The sequence below is a fragment of the Devosia sp. MDV22-iso42 genome, assembly GCF_058629155.1.
On the sequence record NZ_JBZVWR010000012.1, the window covers coordinates 39,215 to 56,303 of the forward strand.

Annotated in this window: 13 protein-coding genes; 9 read left to right on the forward strand and 4 right to left on the reverse strand. The window is 64.8% G+C overall.

Going from position 1 to position 17,089, the window contains the following annotated elements; translation table 11 throughout:
- The first annotated feature begins 213 nt into the window (after nucleotides 1-213).
- The 4 genes from AC4NN3_RS15110 to AC4NN3_RS15125 all read left to right on the forward strand — a co-directional run bounded on the left by AC4NN3_RS15110 (nucleotide 214) and on the right by AC4NN3_RS15125 (nucleotide 7,351).
- Nucleotides 214-2,064, forward strand: a complete 1,851-nt coding sequence (locus AC4NN3_RS15110) for an autotransporter assembly complex protein TamA (protein ID WP_491927916.1) — start codon at nucleotides 214-216, stop codon at nucleotides 2,062-2,064.
- Nucleotides 2,064-6,392, forward strand: a complete 4,329-nt coding sequence (locus AC4NN3_RS15115; RefSeq protein ID WP_491927917.1) for a translocation/assembly module TamB domain-containing protein — start codon at nucleotides 2,064-2,066, stop codon at nucleotides 6,390-6,392. The genes AC4NN3_RS15110 and AC4NN3_RS15115 overlap by 1 nt, the downstream gene beginning before the upstream one ends.
- A 39-nt stretch (nucleotides 6,393-6,431) precedes the next feature.
- Nucleotides 6,432-7,034 (forward strand): class I SAM-dependent methyltransferase, encoded by a 603-nt coding sequence (locus AC4NN3_RS15120; protein ID WP_491927918.1) that lies wholly within the window; start codon nucleotides 6,432-6,434, stop codon nucleotides 7,032-7,034.
- A gap of 89 nt (nucleotides 7,035-7,123) precedes the next feature.
- On the forward strand, nucleotides 7,124-7,351 hold the full coding sequence (locus tag AC4NN3_RS15125; RefSeq protein WP_491927919.1) for a hypothetical protein: 228 nt from the start codon (nucleotides 7,124-7,126) through the stop codon (nucleotides 7,349-7,351).
- Nucleotides 7,352-7,377: 26 nt separating this feature from the next.
- Here the strand turns inward: AC4NN3_RS15125 and AC4NN3_RS15130 are convergent, their stop codons facing one another.
- The 4 genes from AC4NN3_RS15130 to AC4NN3_RS15145 are packed head-to-tail and all read right to left on the reverse strand — an operon-like array spanning nucleotide 7,378 to nucleotide 13,131.
- Nucleotides 7,378-9,231, reverse strand: coding sequence for an extracellular solute-binding protein (locus tag AC4NN3_RS15130; RefSeq protein ID WP_491927920.1), 1,854 nt, complete (start codon nucleotides 9,229-9,231; stop codon nucleotides 7,378-7,380).
- Nucleotides 9,232-9,278: 47 nt separating this feature from the next.
- Nucleotides 9,279-10,904: an ABC transporter ATP-binding protein gene (locus AC4NN3_RS15135; protein WP_491927921.1), complete on the reverse strand. Its 1,626-nt coding sequence runs from the start codon at nucleotides 10,902-10,904 to the stop codon at nucleotides 9,279-9,281.
- Nucleotides 10,901-12,040 (reverse strand): ABC transporter permease, encoded by a 1,140-nt coding sequence (locus AC4NN3_RS15140; RefSeq protein ID WP_491927922.1) that lies wholly within the window; start codon nucleotides 12,038-12,040, stop codon nucleotides 10,901-10,903. Before AC4NN3_RS15140 ends, AC4NN3_RS15135 begins: the two co-directional genes overlap by 4 nt.
- On the reverse strand, nucleotides 12,037-13,131 hold the full coding sequence (locus tag AC4NN3_RS15145; RefSeq protein ID WP_491927923.1) for a microcin C ABC transporter permease YejB: 1,095 nt from the start codon (nucleotides 13,129-13,131) through the stop codon (nucleotides 12,037-12,039). Before AC4NN3_RS15145 ends, AC4NN3_RS15140 begins: the two co-directional genes overlap by 4 nt.
- A 213-nt stretch (nucleotides 13,132-13,344) precedes the next feature.
- Here AC4NN3_RS15145 and AC4NN3_RS15150 point away from each other — a divergent pair, with 213 nt between their 5' ends.
- The 5 genes from AC4NN3_RS15150 (at nucleotide 13,345) to AC4NN3_RS15170 (ending at nucleotide 17,089) form a co-directional block, all read left to right on the forward strand.
- A complete protein-coding gene (locus AC4NN3_RS15150; RefSeq protein ID WP_491927924.1) occupies nucleotides 13,345-13,578 on the forward strand; it encodes a hypothetical protein in 234 nt (77 codons plus the stop codon).
- A 121-nt stretch (nucleotides 13,579-13,699) separates the two neighbouring features.
- Complete coding sequence (locus AC4NN3_RS15155) at nucleotides 13,700-14,341, forward strand: AprI/Inh family metalloprotease inhibitor (RefSeq protein ID WP_491927925.1); 642 nt, start codon at nucleotides 13,700-13,702, stop codon at nucleotides 14,339-14,341.
- Nucleotides 14,342-14,515: 174 nt separating this feature from the next.
- The gene (zapE, locus tag AC4NN3_RS15160) at nucleotides 14,516-15,673 is read left to right on the forward strand and encodes a cell division protein ZapE (protein WP_491927926.1); all 1,158 of its coding nucleotides are present in this window, start codon (nucleotides 14,516-14,518) and stop codon (nucleotides 15,671-15,673) included.
- A 146-nt stretch (nucleotides 15,674-15,819) separates the two neighbouring features.
- A complete protein-coding gene (mdh, locus tag AC4NN3_RS15165) occupies nucleotides 15,820-16,782 on the forward strand; it encodes a malate dehydrogenase (RefSeq protein WP_491927927.1) in 963 nt (320 codons plus the stop codon).
- A 76-nt stretch (nucleotides 16,783-16,858) separates the two neighbouring features.
- Nucleotides 16,859-17,089 (forward strand): hypothetical protein, encoded by a 231-nt coding sequence (locus AC4NN3_RS15170; RefSeq protein WP_491927928.1) that lies wholly within the window; start codon nucleotides 16,859-16,861, stop codon nucleotides 17,087-17,089.

The following is a 17,089-nucleotide window of genomic DNA, read 5'->3' on the forward strand; positions in this document are numbered from 1 at the left end:
GGGGCTCGCGGTAAACTCTTGCCGGATCGTCAGAAGAGGCGGGCGGTCTGCTTGGGCCGCGCGCAGCTTGCTTAACACAAAGTTGTCGCCCGATATGGCAATGTCGGCTTCTGCCTTTCTGGTTGAAGCGTAATGGGCGGGATTGGTTCACTGCATAAAGCGCGACATGTATTGAGTTTTTGCGCCCTGTGCGTGGCGGCCGCCGGTCTGGGCATGGCCGCCGCACCTGTTGCTGCCTTTGAGATATTCGGTCTCAGACTGTTTGAAGACCCCGACGCGGTGGACGCGGCGGCGGTAATTGCCGATCCGCAGCCCTATGGGGTGACCGTGGCGGTCAATGGCGAAAGCGCGCTTGAGAGCGTCGTGCGCAGTGCTTCGGCCCTGGTGGCGGACGAGGCCGAGCCTGCCTCGGGCGCGGCGGGGCTGTTGGCCAAGGCACGCGGCGACTACAAACGCATTGTCGCTGCGCTCTATGGCGAAGGCTATTATGGCGGCGTGGTCAGCATCCGGGTCGGCGGCCAGGAAGCGGCGCGGTTGGCGCCGGATGTGGAACTGCCCGATCCGGTCGATGTGGTGCTCAATGTCGATCCCGGTCCGCTGTTCCGGTTCAACAGCGTCAATATCGTCAATCAGGCGCCCGAGACCAGCGATCCGTTCGACTATGTCGAGCCGCCGGCCAGCCGTGGCTTTGGCGCCGGCGAGATCGCGCGCTCGGGCGTCATCACCCGAGCCGAGGCACTGGCGCTCGAAGCCTGGCGGCAGCAGGGCTTTGCCAAGGCCGTGATCGCCAGTCGCGATGTGGTGGCCGACCATGCCAGCTCGACGGTGGACGTCACCATCACGGTCAATCCGGGCCGGCAGGCCTCATTTGGCGCAGTCACCGTCAGCGGCACCGAGCGCATGGACCCCGAATTTGTGCAAAGGCAGGCCGGGTTGACCGGCGAGGCGTTCGATCCCGACGAAGTGGAACGGGCGCAAAAGCGGCTGGATCGGCTCGAAGTGTTCCGCTCGGCGCGGCTGGAAGCGGCCGAATCGATCGGCAGCGATGGCCTGCTGCCGTATAATCTGATCGTGCAGGAGCTGCCCGGCGCGCGGTTTGGCGCCGGCGCCAGCTATTCGAGCATCGACGGGCTGGGGGTGGAAGCCTTCCACCTGTGGCGGAACCTGTTCGGCCAGGCCGAGAGGCTGCGGCTTGATGCGCGCGTAGCCAGCATCGCCTATCCGGTGGATACGGCGCAGTTCGACTATTTCTTCGGCGGCACCTTCACCAAGCCGGGCGTCTTCACGCCAGATACCGACTTGGTAGCCGTGCTTTCGGCGGAGCGGACGGTCTATCCGACCTATACCGAAACCTCGGCGGAGGGTCGGCTCGGGATGACGCATTTCTATACCGACGAAATCACCTTCGAGGGCGGGGCGAGCCTTGAGCGCAGCCGGTTCGACGATGCCTTCGGCACGCGCGATTTCACCACTGCCGGGCTGTATAGCGCAGCGACGCTGGACTTCCGCGATGACAAGGTGGATGCCACCAGCGGCTGGTACGCGCAGGCGCGCGTCGAGCCGTTCTACGAATTCCAGTTCGCCAACCCGGGCGGCAAGATCGAGGTCGAGGGTCGTACCTATTTCGGCTTTGGCGAAAGCGACCCCTTCGTGCTGGCCGGCCGCATCAAGGCCGGCGCCGTGGTCGGGCCGAGCCTAGCAGAAATCTCGCCGGACAAGCTGTTCTTTGCCGGTGGCGGCGGCTCGGTGCGCGGTTATGGCTACAAGTCGATCGGCGTCAATGACGGCAGCGGTATCGTCACCGGTGGCCGCTATGTGCTGGAAGGTTCGCTCGAAGCGCGGGTCAAGGTGACCGACACTATTGGTGTCGTCGGTTTCGTCGATGGCGGCTATGTCGCCGCCGACGTGTTCCCGGGCATTGACGACCTGCGGATCGGGGCGGGCGCCGGCCTGCGCTACTATACCGGGCTGGGGCCCTTGCGGCTCGACGTGGCCATTCCTCTCAACAAGAAGCCGGGCGACGCCAATTACGCCGTCTATGTCGGCATCGGGCAGGCTTTCTAATGCGGCGTTTCTGGATCATCGTGCTGCTGCTGGCCGGGTTTGGCGTGCCGGCCACCCTGGTGGCGCAGGACGTGCTTTCCATGAGCGAGGACGAGCAGAAGGGCTGGCTGACCAGCTTCGTGCAGGACCGGCTATCGACGCCGGAGCGGCAGATCCGCCTCTCCAATATCGACGGGGCCCTGGGCTCGGACGTCTCGGTGCGCGAGATCACCATTTCGGATGCCGAGGGCGTCTGGCTGCGGGTGAACAATGCGCAGCTGAGCTGGAACCAGGCGGCCCTGTTCCTGGGCCGGCTCGAGGTGCGGTCGCTGACCGCCGAGAGCATCGACTATATCCGCAATGCGGTGCCCAATGACCAGATCGACCTGCCGCCGGCGGAAGAGGGCAGCTTTGCCATCCCCGAATTTCCCGTCGCTATCGTACTGCAGGAGCTTAATGTTCCCAGGGTGACGTTCGGCGAAACTGTTTTCGGGCTGGGCTCTGAAGTCTCGCTGGCCGGTGCCTTTACACTCGACAGCGGTAATCTCGACACCCATCTCGACATTGTCCGGCTCGATGGGCCGGGCGGCACGCTCGATCTCGACCTGGCCTATCAGGGTAGCGACAACAGCATCGACATGCGCCTGGCACTGGTCGAGCCCGCCGATGGGGTGATCGCCAATCTGCTCAATGTCGAGGGTCGACCGGCGGTGACGCTGACGCTGGCCGGCGCGGGGCCGGTGGCCGACCTGCGCACGACGCTGGAACTGCAGGCCAATGGCCAGGTGGCGCTGAGCGGCGCGACCACGGTGCGGCAGACGGGTGAAGGCTTTGCCGTGGATGCCGATCTGCGCGGACCGCTGTCCATGCTCATGGTGGAGGCCTATCGACCCTTCTTTGGCACTGAGACGGCGCTGAGCGCCCAGGCGCTGCTGCGCGATGGCGGGGGGATTTCGATCACCGGGCTCAAGCTGAGCGGCGGGCAATTGCAGCTCGAGGCGGCGGCCGAGACGACCGGCGACAATTTCCTGCGCCAGCTGACGCTGAACGCGGTGGTCAGCGATCCGGCCGGTGGCGCGGTGACGCTGCCGGTGGCGGGCGCAGCGACGACGGTCAATTCGGCACAGCTCAGCGTCGATTATGGCGGGGCGGAAGCTGCCGGCGCGGCGCAGGATTGGCGCGCCAGTCTCAGTATCAATGGCTTTGCCCAGCCGGGCCTGGGTGCCGAGACGGTGGCGCTGACCGTGAGCGGGGTGGCCTCGGCGCTAGACGATCCGGCGGCGCGCATGGTGACCTTCAATGGCGATGGCACGCTGAGCGGCATCAGCGCCGATGCGGCGACCGAAGCGGCCTTGGGCAATGAAATCGGCATCGGCCTGGCCGGCGTTTACAATGCCGGCCAGCCGGTGGAACTGGCGCAGCTGCGCGTAGTGGGCGAAGCGCTCACGGCGGCGCTGTCGGGCCAGCTGGACGGCTTTGACTTTGCCGGCGATATCGCGCTGGAAACGACCAGTATTGCCCCCTTCTCAGGGCTGGCGGGACGCGACCTTTCCGGCGGCATGACGCTGGCGGCAACGGGCACGGTCAAGCCGCTGACCGGCGGGTTTGACCTGACGCTGGATGGTACCGGCCGCGACCTGACCATTGACGACGACATTGCCGACGGCTTGCTGGCGGGTGAAGTGACCCTGTCGGGCCGGGTGGCGCGCAACCGCGCCGGGCTGACCGCGGAGGATTTCCGCATCGCCAATGGTCAGGTGCAGATGCTGGCCGACGGCACCTATTCGAGCACATTGGCTGATTTCGCCTTCAACCTTGACCTGGCTGATCTGGCGCTGCTGTCGCCGCAGGCGAACGGCGCGCTGGGTGTGGTGGGCACGGCGCGGGGCACAGAAGGCGTGATCGCGCTCAACCTCGATGCCACCGTGCCGAGCGGCCAGCTGGCCGGTCGCGCCCTGCGCGACGGGGCGCTGCGCTTTGCCGGGCAATATGCCGAGGAGAACCTCACCGGGGCGATCAGCGGCGGCGGCGCGCTCGATGGCTTTGCCACCACGTTGGCGGCGGACCTGAGCCTGACACCGGCGGCGCAGACGCTGGACAATATCGACTTCCAGGCCGCCGGCACGCGGATCAGCGGCGGACTGACGCGCACCGTGGTCACCGGGCTGATCGATGGCGGGCTCAGCGTCGTCTCGCCGGATGTCTCGGTGGCGGCGGCGCTGGCGCTGCTTGAGGCTTCAGGATCGATCAATGCCGAGATCACGCTGGCGCCGGATGGCGCCGAGCAGAGCGCCAGCATTCGCGGCGACGTGCAGGCACTGGCGATCAACGACATCCGGGTGGGTGCCGCCGATATTAATGCCAACATAGCCGATCTGTTTGGTGTGCCGCAGGTGAATGGCGCGATCAATGCCAGCGCGGTTTCGGCCGCCGGCGTCGATATCGACACACTGAGTGCGCGGGCGACGCAAGTGGGCGAAACCACCAGTTTTGACGCCCAGGCCGTGCTGGCGACCGGGACGGATATCGACCTGGCCGGCTCACTGACGCCGATCGAGGCCGGCTATCGGCTGGCGTTGGACCGGGCAGAGCTGGCGCAGGGCGACCTGATGGCGCGGCTGGCGCAGCCCACCGTGCTGGAAGTGGCCGGCGCGGATATCCGCCTCGATGCCGTACGTTTCGATGTCGGCTCCGGCTCGATCACCGCCAGCGGTTCGGCCGGCGAGAGCATCGATATCGTGCTCGATATTGCCGCGCTGCCGCTGTCGATCGCCAATGCCGTGGCCCCCGATCTTGGCCTGGCTGGTACCGTGAACGGACAGGCGCGGGTGAGCGGCTCGAGCAGTGATCCGCAGGTGCGCTTCAGCGCGCAGGCCGAGGGGATCAATGCCACGGCGATCAATGAATATGGCATTGCCCCGCTCAGCCTGAGCACGGAAGGCAGCTTTGCCAATGGTACGGTGACGCTGGCATCGCTGAATGCCAATGGGGCGGGCGGCCTCACGCTGAGCGGTTCGGGCACGGTGCCACTGAGCGGCAGTGGCATGGCGTTCAGTGTGCAGGGCTCGGCGCCCCTGGCGCTAGCCAACCGCTTCGTGGCCGAGCGCGGGGGCCAGCTGGCCGGCGTGGTGACGCTGGATGCGCAGGTCAGCGGCAGCCTCAGCGCGCCGCAGTTTGGCGGGCGGGTGGCGACCAGCGGGGCGAGCTATGTCGATCCGGAACTGAACCTGCGGCTGGACGCCATTACCGGCTCGGCCAGTCTCAATGGCGATCGCCTGGTCATCGACAGCCTGTCGTCAAGCCTGGCCACGGGCGGATCGGTCTCGGCCTCCGGCTCGGTGGGCCTGTCCGGTGGCTTCCCCGCCGATATCAGGGTCGCCCTCAATTCGGCGCGCTATGCCGATGGCAATTTGTTTGTCGCCACCGCCTCGGGCAACCTGGCGTTGACCGGCAATCTCACTGGCTCGCCGCTGCTGAGCGGCGATGTGCTGGTGGAAGAGGCCAATATTACGGTGCCGGAAAATCTGGGCGGCGGCGCCGCGCTGATCGAGGTGGACCACGTCAATACGCCGGTAGCGGTCGAGCAGACATTGGCGCGCGCCCGGATCGACGACCGCAGCGGCGCGCCCATTCCGCAGTCGCGACCGACGGGCGTGCTGCTCGACATCAATGTCAATGCGCCCAACCAGATCTTCATCCGCGGCCGCGGGCTCGATGCCGAAGTGGGCGGCTCGGTGCGCATTACCGGGCCGATCGGCGACATCCAGCCGGTGGGGGCGTTCGAGCTGACGCGGGGCCGGCTGGCCATTCTGGGCCAGCGGGTCATCTTTGAAAGCGGCACCGTGACGCTGGTGGGCGATCTCGACCCGGTGCTCAACCTGGTAGCGCGTACCGAGGGCGAGGATATCACCGTGTTCGTGACGGTCTCGGGCCGGGCTTCCGATATTGACGTCAGCTTCAGTTCGACCCCGCAGCTGCCGCAGGACGAAGTGCTGAGCCGGCTTATCTTCAACCGCTCGATCAGCGAGTTGTCGCCGCTGCAACTGGCCAAGCTGGCCGCCGCGGCAGCCGAACTGGTCGGCGGCGGCGGTGGCAACGGGCTGGTGGACAATCTGCGCGGCGCTGCCGGACTGGACGATCTCGATATCGTCACCGACAGCTCGGGCAATGTGGCGGTACAGGCGGGCGCCTATCTGCAGGACAATGTGTATCTGGGCGTGCAGGCCGGGGCCGGCGGACAGAGCAGGGTGACGATCAACCTCGATGTGACTGACGACCTCAAGGTCACCGGCTCGACCGGCCAAGACGGCGACAGCAGCCTTGGCGTCTATTACGAACAGGATTACTGAGGGCCGGCCGCAGCAGCGTTCGCGGGCCGGAGCAAGGCGATGAGTTTCTGGGACAGCCGCTATGACCGCCCCGGCTATGTGTTCGGGGAAGCGCCCAACGCCTTCCTGGCAGCCAATGGAGGGCGGCTCAAGGGTTATCGCACGGCGCTGGCCGTGGCTGATGGCGAAGGGCGCAACGGCGTGTTCATGGCCGAGCAGGGACTGGACGTGCTCTCCATCGACGCCTCGCCAGTCGGGCTGATCAAAGCGGACGGGCTGGCCCGCAAGCGCGGCGTGCGCCTGACCACCCATTGCCTCGACATTGCCGATTATGACTGGCCGGCGGCGCGTTTCGACGTGGTGGCGGCGATCTTCATCCAGTTCGCCGCGCCGCCGCTGCGGGCGGCCATGTTTGCCGGCATGGTGCAGACGCTGACCCCGGGCGGCTTGCTGCTGCTGCAGGGCTATCGTCCCGAGCAGTTGGCGCATGGCACGGGCGGGCCGTCGCAGTTGGAGAACATGTATACCGAGCCTCTGCTGCGGGAGCAGTTTGCCGGGCTTGAGATCATCAGCCTCGAAAGCTATGACACCGAACTGACCGAGGGCAGCGCGCATGCCGGGCTATCGGCGGTGATCGACCTGGTAGCGCGCAAGCCGGATTAGCCAAGCAATTGGGGGCAATTTATTCCTGTTTCACCGACACTTGGTGGGGCGCGGGCGTGCTAGTCATTGGGCCCAATCCGAGGTTCCCCATGACGATTCTGAAGCCGCTATTGATCTGTGCGCTGTTCTCCCTAGGCGCGATGCCGGTCTGGTCGCAGGACCAGGCCCCGCTGGATTGTGGCGACAGCGCCCAGATACGCGACGTGGAGGGCAACATGACCTGCGAAGGCGATGATGCGACCTCGGTCCCCGTGGCCAATGATCTGGACAAGGGCGCCATCAATGCCTCGATTTACAAGGATGGCAAGCTGCTCTAGCGGATGCGGCTGACCTGGCCAGCGCGCTATCGCGCGCCGGCACCGCCGGTCTTGGCTGCCTTGGACTCGTCATACCACCAGATGGTGGGGAAGCCGGACGAGAACTCCGGCAGTGGTTCGGGGTGGCTGAAGCGATCCCAATGGGCGACGCGCAATTCGCGCAGGGTATAGCCGGGGACCATATAGTGGTTGTGCAGCAGCACCCGGTCGAGCGCCATGCTGGCGGCGACCTGGGTGTCGCGATCATCGGCGACGATGATCTGGTCGATCAGCGCATCGATGGCGGGATCGGCGATGCCGGCATAGTTTTGGCTGCCCTCTTCTTCGACGCTGCCCGAGCCGAAGTAATAGCGCTGCTCATTGCCCAGCGAGAAGGACTGCACCCAGCCGCTATAGATGACGTCGTAGTCATGGGCGCGCAGCCGGTTGATATATTGCGGGCTGTCGACCGAGCGCAGGCTTACCTGGACGCCGATCAGCGCCAGATTGGCCACCAGGTTGGCGGCGACCGGCTCCAGTGTTGGGCCATTGAGCAGGATTTCGAAGGTGAAGGGGTTGCCCTGTGCGTCGACGAGCTTGGTGCCGTTCAGCGTATAGCCGGCCTCGTTGAAGAGGGTCAGCGCCTGGCGCAGGTTTTCACGCAGCTTGCCTGAATCGCCACCCACCGGATTGACATAGGGTTCGGTAAAGACCGAGGGCGGCACCTGATCCTTGAGCGCGGTCAGGATCTCAAGCTCCTCGCCCTGCGGCAGGCCGCTCGAGGCAAAGGGCAGACCATAGAAATAGCTGTCGATGCGCTTGTACTGGCCAAAGAACAGGGTGTCGCTGAGCGCCTCGAAATTGAACGCATAGTTGAGCGCCCGGCGCACGCGTTCATCCTTGAACATGTCACGGCGCATATTGTGGATGAAGCCGACCATCAGGCCGTTATCGGCATAGTCCTGGGGGAAGAGTTCCTTGATGACGCGGCCATCGGCGACGGCGGGGAAATCAAAGCCGGTGGCCCAGCGGCGGGCCTGGTTCTCGGCCCACCAGTCGAACTGATCGCCCTTGAAGGCCTCGAACTGCACGGTGGTATCGAGGAAGTACTCGATCTCGTATTTGTCGAAATTGTTGGTGCCGATACGGGTGGGGTGGTTGATACCCCAATAGTCGGGGTCGCGCTGATAGGTGATGGTGCGGCCGGCATCAAAACTGGCGAGCTGGTAGGGACCTGAGCCCATGGGGGCTTCGAGCGTCGACTGGCCGATATCGCGCGGCTTGCCGCTGGCGTCGCTGCCCTCCCACCAGTGCTGGGGCAGCACCATGAGCTGGCCCAGGATCAGCGGCAGTTCGCGGTTGCCGGTCTGATCGAAGGAGAAGGTCACCTCGCCGGGCGCGGTGACTTCGGCGCTGGTGACGTTCTTGTAATATTGCGCCTGATTGGGATTGAGCGCGATCGCAGTCTCGAAGGACCAGACGACATCCTCGGCCGTGACGGGTTCGCCATCCTGCCATTTGGCCGCCGGGTCGACGCGGAAGCTGACGGCGCCGTAGTCGTCGGCGATCTTCAGACTCTGCGCGATCAGCCCGTAGTAGGAATTGACCTCATCCATCGAGGGGGTCAGCAGGGTTTCGTAGACCAGGCCCAACCCGCCGGCTGGCTCGCCCTTGGGCAGGATGGGGTTGAAGGTGTCAAAGCCGCCTTGATCGCCCAGGCGCACCATGCCCGTCTTGGGGGCATCGACATTGACATAGTCGAAATGGGGGTAGTCGGCGGGATATTTGGGGTCCGCCTGCATGTTGAAGGCATGGGTCCACTCACCGGTGGCGGTCTGGGCTGTGGTCGGCGCGGCGAGGCCGAGCAGCAGGCCAAGGGCAAGGAGGGGTGCGAACTGCATCGGACGGCTCCGGAGAAAGGGCAATTGTGACAGAAGAGTAAGCGCAATCATGACGGCGCGACAGGGGGCGCGTGGTCACGGATCGGTGGGGCGGCCAGGTTGAAGGCGGCGGCCATCAGGGTGCGGGTATAGTCCTGTTGCGGGGCGGCAAAGATAGCGGCGGCGTCGCCCTGCTCGACGACTTTGCCCTCGCGCATGACGATGAGCCGATTGGCCAAAGCGCGCACCACCTTTAGATCGTGGCTGATGAACAGATAAGTCAGGCCATGGCGCTGCTGCAGGTCGCGCAAGAGATCGACCACCTGGGCCTGGATGGAGACGTCGAGCGCGGAGGTCGGCTCGTCGAGCACGACGAATTTGGGCTCCAGCACCAGGGCGCGGGCAATGGCGATGCGCTGGCGCTGGCCGCCGGAGAATTCGTGCGGATAGCGGAAGCGCGTCTCGGGCGGCAGGCCGACTTCCTGGAGCGCCGTGACCACGCGGGCGTCGCGCTCGGCGGCGCTGAGGCGGGGCTGGTGCACGGCCAGGCCCTCGCCGATGATCTGATCGACCGACATGCGCGGGCTGAGCGAGCCGAAAGGATCCTGAAAGACGATCTGCAGATCGGCGCGCAGTGGCCGCATGGCCTTCCAGGAGCGGGCCTGCAGTTCATTGCCGAGCACGACGATGCGGCCGATGGAGGGAATGAGGCGCAGCAGGGCATAGCCCAGGGTGGATTTGCCGGAGCCGGATTCGCCGACGACGCCCAGGGTTTCGCCGCGGCGGATGGTCAGGTCGACGCCATCGACGGCGCGGATATGGCCCATGGTGCGGCGCAGCAGGCCGCGCTTGATGGGGAACCAGACCTTGAGGTCGTTGACCTCGATGATGGTGGGGGCGCGCGGGTCGCTGGCCGGCGGGGTGCCGCGCGGTTCGGCGGCCAGCAGATGGCGGGTATAGGCGTGCTGCGGCGCGGCAAAGAGCGGGGCGACCGGGCCGGTCTCGACGATTTTACCCTCGGTCATGACGCAGACGCGGTCGGCAATGGTTTTGACGATGCCCAGATCATGGGTGATGAACAGCATGGCCATGCCGAGGCGCCGCTGCAGGTCCTTGAGCAGGATCAGAATCTGGGCCTGCACGGTGACGTCGAGCGCGGTGGTGGGTTCGTCGGCGATCAGCAGGTCAGGTTCGTTGGCCAGGGCCATGGCGATCATGACGCGCTGGCGCTGGCCGCCCGAGAGCTGATGCGGAAAGGCAGCGAGGCGGCTCTTGGGATCGGCAATGCCGACGGCGTCGAGCAGTTCCATCGTGCGGGCGCGGGCGGCGGTGGCGCGCAGGCCCCCATGGATGGCGAGGACCTCGCCGATCTGGCGCTCGATGGGATGCACCGGGTTGAGCGAGCTCATCGGCTCCTGAAAGATCATCGAAATGTCATTGCCGCGCACGGCGCGCAGCTCGGCGGGCGGCGCGGTGACGAGGTCGAGGCCTTTGAACAGGATCTGGCCGGAGAGCTGCGCCGTTGGCGGCAGCAGCTTGAGCACGGAGAGGGCGGTCACGGACTTGCCGGAGCCGGATTCGCCCACCAGCGCCAGGGTTTCGCCCGGGGCGATGTCGAAGGAGACATGGCGCGTGGCCAGATTGGCGCCGAAGGCAATGGTCAGGTCGCGGACGGAGAGCAGGGGGGTGGTCATGCAAACGCCTTGCGGGGATCGAAGGCGTCGCGGACGGCTTCTCCGATGAAGACCAGCAGGGTCATGAGGATGGCGATGGCGAAAAAGCCGGTGAGACCGAGCCATGGCGCCTGGAGGTTTTCCTTGCCCTGGAACAGGAGGTCGCCCAGCGAGGGCGTGCCGGGTTCAAGGCCCAGGCCGAGCAGATCGAGCGAGGTGAGGGTGACGACCGAGCCCGAGAGAATGAAGGGCATGAAGGTGAGGGTGGCGACCATGGCATTGGGCAGCAGATGCCGCCACATGATGGTCAAGTTGGAGACGCCCAAAGCGCGGGCGGCGGTGATATATTCGAAATTGCGGCCGCGCAGGAATTCGGCCCGCACAATGCCGACCAGCGAGACCCAGGAGAAGAGCAGCAGGATGCCGAGCAGGACCCAGAAGCTGGGGGCGATGACGCTCGAAATGATCAGCAGCAGGTAGAGCGCAGGAATGGCGGTCCAGATTTCGATCAGGCGCTGGGCGATGAGGTCGAGCCAGCCGCCGAAATAGCCCTGCACGGCGCCGGCAAAGAGACCGACGACAGAGGAGAGGATGGTCAGGGTAAAGCCGAAGAGGATGGAAATGCGCACGCCATAGAGGAGGCGGGCCAGCACGTCATGGGCTTCGCCATCAGTGCCCAGCCAGTGATAATTGCTCCAGTTGCAGCCAGGATCGTCAACGCCCAGGGGATAGCGGCTGCAGACCTGGTCGCGGCTCAGCAGCCAGGAGGGGGCGGTGGCGCCGGAACCGGGCTGGTAGCCATCGACGGTGCCGTAGCTGAAATGCACGGGCGGCCAGATGGCCCAGCCATTGGCGGCGATCTGCTCCTCCATGAAATCGTCGCGATAGTCGGGCGTGCCGAGAAAGCCGCCAAAGCGGGCTTCGGGATAATCGACAAAGGCGGGGAAGAGCAGTTCGCCCTCGTAGGAAACCACGATGGGCCGGTCATTGGCGATGAACTCGGAACCCAGGGTGAGGGTGAAGAAGGCCAGGAACAGCCAGAGTGACCACCAGCCGCGGCGATTGGCGCGGAAATTGGCCCAGCGGCGCTGGTTGATCGGGCTGAGCCAGCGGCGGCGCGGGGGGGCGGCGGGTTCGATGTCGGTTACCGCGCTCATACTTCGCGACTTTCAAAATCAAGGCGCGGATCGACCCACATATAGGCCAGGTCAGAGATCAGCGAGATGACGAGGCCGAGCAGGCTGAAGATATAGAGCGTGGCAAAGACCACCGGATAATCGCGGGTGACGACGGAGACGAAGCCGAGCAGGCCCAGGCCATCGAGCGAGAAGATGGTTTCGATCAGCAGCGAGCCGCCGAAGAAGGCACCGACAAAGGCAGCCGGGAAGCTGGCGATGATCAGCATCATGGCGTTGCGGAAGACGTGGCGGTAGAGCACCTGGTTTTCCGTCAGGCCCTTGGCGCGCGCGGTGGTGACATATTGCTTGCCGATTTCGTCGATGAAGGAATTCTTGGTCAGCAGGGTGGTGGTGGCAAAGGCGCCCAGGCCCATGGCGATGATGGGCAGGACCAGATGCCAGAGATAGTCGAGCAGCCAGAGATGAAATGGCCAGTTGGCCGAGCCAGTCGAGTGCAGGCCGCGCAGCGGAAAGATCGACAAGAAACTGCCGCCGGCAAAGAGGATGATCAAGGCGATGGCGACGAGGAAGCCCGGCACGGCATAGCCGATGATGACGATGGTGGAGGTCCAGACGTCAAAGCGGCTACCATCGGTGACCGCCTTCTTGATGCCGAGCGGAATGGAAATGCCATAGGCCAGCAGTGTCATCCACAGGCCCAGCGAGATGGAGACCGGCATCTTCTCGAGGATCAGGTCGATGACGGAAATGTCGCGATAGTAGCTGTCGCCGAAATCGAAGCGCAGATAGTTCCACAGCATGCTGCCGAAGCGCTCGAGCGGCGGCTTGTCGAAACCGAACTGCTGCTCGATGCGCGCCACCAGCTCGGGCGCCAGGCCCTGGCTGCCGCGATAGGCCGATCCGGATGACTTGGCGGGCTGGGCAGTGAAATCGCCACTCTCGCTGCCGGTGATGCGCTCGGTCATGGAGGCATTCTGGCCCGACATATTGGCCAGCGCCTGCTCGACCGGGCCGCCGGGGGCGAACTGGGTGATCAGGAAGGAAATGGCCATGATGCCGAATACGGTCGGGATCATCAGCAGAATGCGGCGAAGGATATAGGCGCCCATCGGGTCTCCGGGCAGACAGGTTGTCCGGCATGCTAAGCGCGGTGGTTGGCAAGGCGGCAAATCACCATGCGGTGAAAAGGCCGGCACCAACTGCACCATGTTGCGACAGGCTTGGCAAGCCGCGCCGGGCGGGCAGGCGTTCGCCCGCCAAGCCGCGCTGCGGGCTTGCCCCGAGACGGTTTGACAGTCAGGATCGGGCGCAAGGAGACGCGCATGAGTTATCAGGTAATCGCCCATGTCGACAGTCCGGCCACCGCCCGCATGCTGGTGGTGGCGCTGCGTGCCTATGGGTTTCACCCGCTCGAGCAGGGCGAAGGCGGGTTGCCGGGGGTGGGCAATATCTTCGGCCGGGGCGGCGTGCCGGTGCAGGTACCGGAAGAAGAAGTGGAGGATGCAACGCTTCTGGCCGCAGAACTGTTAAAGGAAATGGTGGTGGGCGACCCGTAAAGCGCCACATTGCTGTGCCTTACGTCAGTTGCGGACCATGGGCGGTTGAATGCAGGAAAGGCTTTGGCTATAAGCCAGCCAACCTGTTAACTTTTGTTAAGCCTTTGGGTAGGAGCGACCAATGACGGTTTGGATGCGCGGACTGGTTTCCGCTGCGGGCATTGCAGCCATCGCGCTGGTAGTGGCGGGATGTTCCTCAACGGGATCAAACACCGCCAATCTCAACACGATCGGCACGCCGCAGCAATTGCAGCCGGTGCAGAATTCGGTGGTGCAGCAGGGCACGCTGCCGGCGATCGGCGCCACGGGCACCGTTGCACCCGGCCTGTCCGGCCAGCCGGTGCTGGGCGGGGTTCAGGCCAATACGGCCATGACCGGCACCAGCCCGATGATGGCCGGCAATACGCAGATGGCCGCGGCTACGCCCGGCACGCCCTCCTCGATCGTCTCGCTCGATCCGCTGGCCCAGCCGACGGCGGGCGCCATGACCAGCGGTCCTGAAGGCGTGTGGAATGTCGTGGCCGGTGCTGCACAGTGCCGGCTCAACCTGCCGATGACCGCCAAGACCGGTACCAGCTACTACCGTGCGTCGGCGCCCGGTTGCGCGGTTCCCGTGCTGGCCGGCGTCGCCGGCTGGCAGCAGGTCGGCAGCCAGCTGCAGCTCTATGATGAAAATGGCAATATCGCCGCGTTCCTGGCCCCGAGCAGTGGTCGCTATATCGGCACTATGGCCGGTGGCCAGGCCATCTCGATGGCCCGCTAGAATTTGAATGGGGCCGGTCCGATGGGCCGGCTCCATTTTTTCGGCTTGTCTCGCATGTCCGGCAGAGCTCGTGGTGAGCGTGTCGAAGCACGAGACCTGCCACAACGATCTCGTCCTTCGCCTCCTGCGGTCAAGTCAGGCGGACCGTGATGAGGCCTATCGAGAGCCTTGCGTTTGCCCCCTCGCCCCCGCCGTACTGAACCTGCCACTGCCGTCGGCCCCGTCATGGGCGCCTATCAGGCGCTGGTGGTGCGCGGTACCCTGAACGCCGATCCGGCGCAGCGCGAAGCCGTGCTGCTGCTCGACGAGGTGCTGGCGGGGCTGGAGGACAGCAAGCCGCGCGGGCTGCTGGACAAGCTGCTCGACCGGCCGAAAGTGCCGGTGCGCGGGCTTTATCTTTATGGCGAGGTCGGGCGTGGCAAGACCATGCTGATGGACCTGTTCTTTGCCGCTGCGCCGGTCACCAAAAGGCGGGTGCACTTCCACGAATTCATGGACGAGATCCATGCCGGCATGGCGGCCTTCCGCAAGAGCGCCAGGGGCAAGGATGCCGATCCGGTCGAGGCGGTGGTCAAGCCTATCATCAAGTCGGGCCTCAAACTGCTGTGCCTGGATGAAATGCATGTGCATGACATCACCAATGCCATGCTGCTGGCGCGTCTGTTCGACAAGCTGTTCGCGGCCGGGGTGACGCTGGTAACCACCTCCAATGTGGTGCCCGACGACCTCTACAAGGATGGTCTCAACCGGCAATTGTTCCTGCCCTTCATCGACCTGCTCAAGGCGCATCTGACAGTGGCGGCGCTGCCGGCGGCGCAGGATTACCGGCGGCTGAAATTTGCCGGCCAGCACGTCTATGCCTTTGGCACAGGCGACGAGGCCCGGGCCCAGATGGACCGGCTGTGGCTGCGGCTGACGGGGGGCGAGGCGGGTGAACCGGGCGTGGTCGAAAGCACCGGGCGCAAGATCGCCGTGCCGCTGACCTGGCTGGGCGCGGCGCGGTTCGGCTTTGCCGATCTCTGCGACAAGCCGCTGGGCTCGCGCGACTTCGTGCGCATCGCCCATCAGTTCGATGCCATCATCATCGATGGCGTGCCGCAGATGGACCGCACCATGTCCAATCAGGCCAAGCGCTTTATCCTCTTGATCGACACTCTCTATGATCGCGGCGTCAAGCTGGGCGCCAGCTTTGCCGTGCCGCTGGAGCAGCTGGGCAAGGACGACAAGACGGCGTTCGAATTCGGGCGCACCGTATCGCGGCTGATCGAGATGCAGTCCGAGGACTATCTGGCACAGGGTCTGCGCGACGTGCCGGTCGAGGCCGCTTCGTAGCGCGCGGCGGCGCACCTTGCCCATCGGGCAGGGGCCCTTCGCCCATCGGCAAGGGCCAAAGCGTGGTTTAGACGAAGGGTTCACTTGCCCCTCTGAGCCGACAGGGTTAAACGTGCGCCAATTCAACGCAGTTGGGATGAGGACTAATGGCGCGCAAGAAGATCGCTCTTATCGGCTCGGGTCAGATTGGCGGCACACTCGCCCATCTCGCCGCTCTCAAGGACCTGGGCGATATCGTCCTGTTCGACATCGTTGACGGCGTGCCGCAGGGCAAGGCGCTCGACCTGTCGCAGTCGGCACCGGTCGAAGGCTATGATGCTTCCATCACCGGCACCTCAAAATATGAAGACCTCAAGGGCGCCGATGTCGTCATCGTCACCGCCGGCGTGCCGCGCAAGCCGGGCATGAGCCGCGACGACCTGCTCGAAATCAACCTCAAGGTGATGGAGCAGGTTGGCGCCGGGATTGCCAAATATGCGCCCAAGGCCTTCGTCATCTGCATCACCAACCCGCTCGACGCCATGGTCTGGGCGCTGCAAAAGTTCTCCGGCCTGCCCACCAAGATGGTGATCGGCATGGCCGGCGTGCTCGACAGCTCGCGCTTCTGCCACTTCATCGCCGATGAACTCAACGTCTCGATCCAGGACGTCAATGCCTTCGTCATGGGCGGGCACGGCGACACCATGGTGCCGCTGGCGCGCTATTCGACCGTGGCCGGCATTCCGCTCACCGACATCGTCAAGATGGGCTGGATGAGCAAGGAAAAGCTCGAAGAGATCATCCAGCGCACCCGTGACGGCGGCGCCGAGATCGTCGGCCTGCTCAAGACCGGCTCGGCCTTCTATGCGCCGGCTACTTCGGCCATTGCCATGGCTGAAAGCTTCCTCAAGGACAAGAAGCGCGTGCTGCCCGCCGCGGTCTATCTCAATGGCGAATTCGGCGTGAAGGGCACCTATGTCGGCGTGCCTGTCGTCATCGGCGCCGGTGGCGCGGAAAAGGTCGTCGAGATCACGCTCAACTCGGCCGAGCAGAAGGCTTTCGACAAGTCGGTCGGCGCCGTTGAAGGGCTGATCGAGGCCTGCAAGAAGATCGCGCCCAAGCTGGCCTGAAATGCTGGGTAATGTGCCAGACCTGTCTCACCTGCGGGACTTGTGCGCCAGGCACTGGAATCCTATCGGGGTTCCCATGGCGAATGCAGATACGGCGGGCGAGATCAGTTATCGCCCGCTACCGGAAGACGAATACGACACCTACCTGTTGCACCTGCAGTCCATGCTCGAAACAGGATCGTCGCAAAATGAGATCGTCAGCTATCTCGATCTCGTTGAACGCGATTATCTGATGCTAACGAAGCCCTCCGGGGATAAAGGCGCATTCGCACGCGCTCTATGGCAGACGCCACAAACTAGAGGCTAG